Consider the following 3,349-nt stretch of genomic DNA (forward strand, 5'->3'; position numbering starts at 1 on the left):
AGCGCAATAGTCTCGTGGGCTCGGAGATGTGTATAAGAGACAGATATTTAATACTGCATTATTTCGGACCCATCGTTTGTATTTGAAAACACAGATGAGATATTTTTCTATGGTAATAGGTTTAACCTTTACCCCATTATGTATATTTTGTCTTTTAATATAATGTATATAATATCCTTGTGTGCATAATCACGAGGTGGAAGGTGCTATAAAATGTGTATAATGACTGATTTACTTTTTTAAGATAAAATATTAAATTGGAAATAAAGGAGAAATAATTTATGAATAAAAAGATGATAAAATCAGCAAGTTTTGGACTTGCAATGATTATTAGTCTGGCATCTTGTTCAACAAAAGAGCCAGAAACTACAAAAACATTCCACAAGAAGAAGTGGCTATTAAAACTGATGAAAAATTGGAAGAAGTTAAAGACGAAAGAACTCTTAAATTTCAAATCAAACTTAAAAACTTTGACAAAGATACTTCTACGCCTATCATAGCTAAGGTAACAGAGAATGGACAAAACTCTTATGTAGTCCCAAAATTAGAAGAAGATGATGAAATGGAAGATACATACCTAGTAGAAACTCCAGTAGAGTCCGACCATGCAGAAGTACACGTCTTTGTACTACCTGTAAACATCGATGGGTCTATGTATGAAATACCTGAAGAGTCTATAAAGAAAGATGCTAATAAAGAAAACTTTGACCTTAAATTCATACCTAAAGAAGAAGTAACAGAAGAACAAATTAGAAAAGTTCTTACTGATACGAAAACAGCTTTAGAAAATGGCTGCAATGAGCTAACTGTTAATGAAAAGAACAAATTTTTAAACAAAATAATCGAAAATGTCAGTAATTATGATGTGAAAAAGGCTAAAACAATTACTGAAGTTGAACCTATAAAAGAAACGGGTAAGGAAGCTAAAAAGTCAAGTAGCTTATCAGAGACAATAAAGTCTAACAAAGACCCTGTAAAAGAATTAGCAAACAATACACAATCTAAACCTCTTGTAGAAAAAAAGAGAAAAATCTTGTAAAACCTCAGCCTAAACCATCTAAACCTGAAGTTAAACCAGAGCCTAAAAAGAAAAAGGTTTTGGTAGATTCAGTTTACGAAACTGTTGAAATCTATGAAGATGAGCCAGTTTATGTAAACGTAACTGAAACCTACTATGAACCTGTAACAAAGAAAGTGATCGATACTCCAGAAAGAACTGTAAGAGTTGAAAAATGGAAAGTAGGTTATTACTACCACTTTGCAACAGGTAACAAAACCTATAACAGAGCCGAAAAGAAAGCTGAAGACATAAGAAACATAGAGGCAGGTCTAAGCACTAACTGCACTTCAGACGATGAAATAATAGAAGGGCCTCTAACAAATCCTGATTATTACTCCTGGAAGACAGACCTTTCAACTACTGAAACAATACCTGCGACCTACAAAACTATTACTGAAAATGTCGAAAAGACTCGCACAGTAAGAAAACAAGTAGGTACCAAAAAGGTAAAGAAAGGTACTAAAAAAGAAGTTGTAAAAGAAGGATACTGGAAATACGAATAAATTAAAAGACCTAAGTAGAATCAAACTGCTTAGGTCATTTTTTTACTTACGTTTAAGCTTATAAAGTATCTTTTCATACTTGCCTTTGGAAACGTCCTTATCAAAACCACGTTCTTTAAGCTTTGCTTCCCTTTCTCTTCTAAGCTTGACTCCCTTTCTGCCTTCTATATATACAATAATATTATAGGCATGTAGTCAGTCGACTATACTCTTTAAATCTTCTCAGAAATCATTCTGTGACTTTTTTTAATTAATATCCATTAACGTATCATCTTAAAATGTATAAAAGCTTCTTTTATTGCTTCCATCTTTTTTTCAGGACATTTAGTTACTATTTGGTCTTCTTTTTTGCTGATGTTATAATTTTTTCTCTTATCAAGACCAAATTTTTCTTTTGCCTGACCTATATATAAATTACTTACATTGAAACCGTACTTATCTAAATTCCATTCTTTGATTTCCTTATAAGTAGCTTGTTTATGTGGCACTATATCATCATCTTTAAACTCATACTCAATATAAATATCCTTCTCGATTACTTGGTAGGACAAAAGAGCAACCGTCTCCACATGCGTCGAAGTTAAATTTATCATATTCATATCTGATTTTTCTGCTAGATTCCTTTAAATTATCCGAACATGAAGCAAGTAATTTATCCTTAATTAGATTATAGATTTTACTTTCTTTATCAGATAAATCTTTGGCTTTTCCAACGCCAGATATAGTAGGAATAATTGCATAGTGGTCTGTAACCTTAGATGAATTAAAAATAGACTTAAAGTTTGATTCATTAATTTTAAAATCATCTTCAAGTCCTTCTAATAATTCTTTCATAGTAGTAACCATATCATCGGTTAAATACCTGATATCTGTTCTTGGATATGTGATTAGCTTTTTTTCATATAAAGCTTGTGCCAGATTTAAAGTATCATTTGCTGAATACCCAAAGTATTTATTCGCTTCTCTTTGTAAGGTAGTGAGATCATAAGGCTTATCTGGTTTTGTGCTTATTTCTTTATCTTCTACCTCTGTAATAACTATTTCATCTTCTAGTAGATTTAATAGTTGCTCTGCAACTTCAATTTTATCAATTCTATCAGATACAAGTTTCAATCCTCCATAAGATAGGTCAACTGTATAATATTTTTGCTTCTTAAATAGGTTTATTTCACTATCCCTTTTGGCTATTAAATATAAAGTTGGTGTTTGTACTCTACCAACCGAATATTTTTCCTTGTAAATGCAAGAATAAAGCCTACTTAAATTCATTCCTACCAGCCAATCTACAATAGCTCTTGCACTTGCCGATCTATATAAGTCTTCAAAGTTTTCTCCATCTTTAAGATTTCTAAAGCCATCTTCAATAGCTTTGTTTTCCATTGAAGATATCCAAAGTCTTTGAATCTTCTTCTTACATTTAGCTTGATTATATACAAGCCTAAAAATAAGTTCTCCCTCTATTCCAGCATCACAAGTATTTATAACTATGTCGATGTTCTTATCGTTTAAAAGTTTCTTTAAAACTCCATATTGTTTTTTAGTGCTTTTAGATACTTCATAAATATATTCTTCTGGAATTATAGGAAGAGTGTCTATTGTCCATTTCTTCCATTTTTCATCTATCTTATCTGGACTTGCCATTTGAATTAAATGAGCTACACACCAAGAAACAATGTATCCATTACCCTCATAATATCCATTTTTTCTTGTTCTTGCTCCAATTACTTTTGCAATTGTAACTGCTACACTTGGCTTTTCTGCTATTACTAACTTCATTAATACCTCC

General features: G+C 31.4%; 3 protein-coding genes and 1 pseudogene. 2 read left to right on the forward strand and 2 right to left on the reverse strand.

Annotation, left to right across the window (positions count from 1 at the left end; all coding sequences use genetic code 11):
* Positions 1 to 343 precede the first annotated feature (343 nt).
* The gene (locus tag Q0W95_RS07730) at positions 344 to 1,039 is read left to right on the forward strand and encodes a hypothetical protein (RefSeq protein WP_297791529.1); all 696 of its coding nucleotides are present in this window, start codon (positions 344 to 346) and stop codon (positions 1,037 to 1,039) included.
* 59 nt (positions 1,040 to 1,098) lie between these two features.
* Complete coding sequence (locus Q0W95_RS07735) at positions 1,099 to 1,563, forward strand: hypothetical protein (protein WP_297791531.1); 465 nt, start codon at positions 1,099 to 1,101, stop codon at positions 1,561 to 1,563.
* 260 nt (positions 1,564 to 1,823) lie between these two features.
* Here the strand turns inward: Q0W95_RS07735 and Q0W95_RS07740 are convergent, their stop codons facing one another.
* Both Q0W95_RS07740 and Q0W95_RS07745 read right to left on the reverse strand, forming a co-directional pair.
* Positions 1,824 to 2,114, reverse strand: a complete 291-nt coding sequence (locus Q0W95_RS07740) for an RNA methyltransferase (protein ID WP_297791533.1) — start codon at positions 2,112 to 2,114, stop codon at positions 1,824 to 1,826.
* Between the two features lie 19 nt (positions 2,115 to 2,133).
* Positions 2,134 to 3,339 (reverse strand): annotated as a pseudogene (locus Q0W95_RS07745) (DNA topoisomerase); the annotation flags it as partial.
* Between the last annotated feature and the right edge of the window lie 10 nt (positions 3,340 to 3,349).

The organism is uncultured Anaerococcus sp. (assembly GCF_947253225.1).
In the GTDB taxonomy this organism is placed as follows: domain Bacteria; phylum Bacillota; class Clostridia; order Tissierellales; family Peptoniphilaceae; genus Anaerococcus.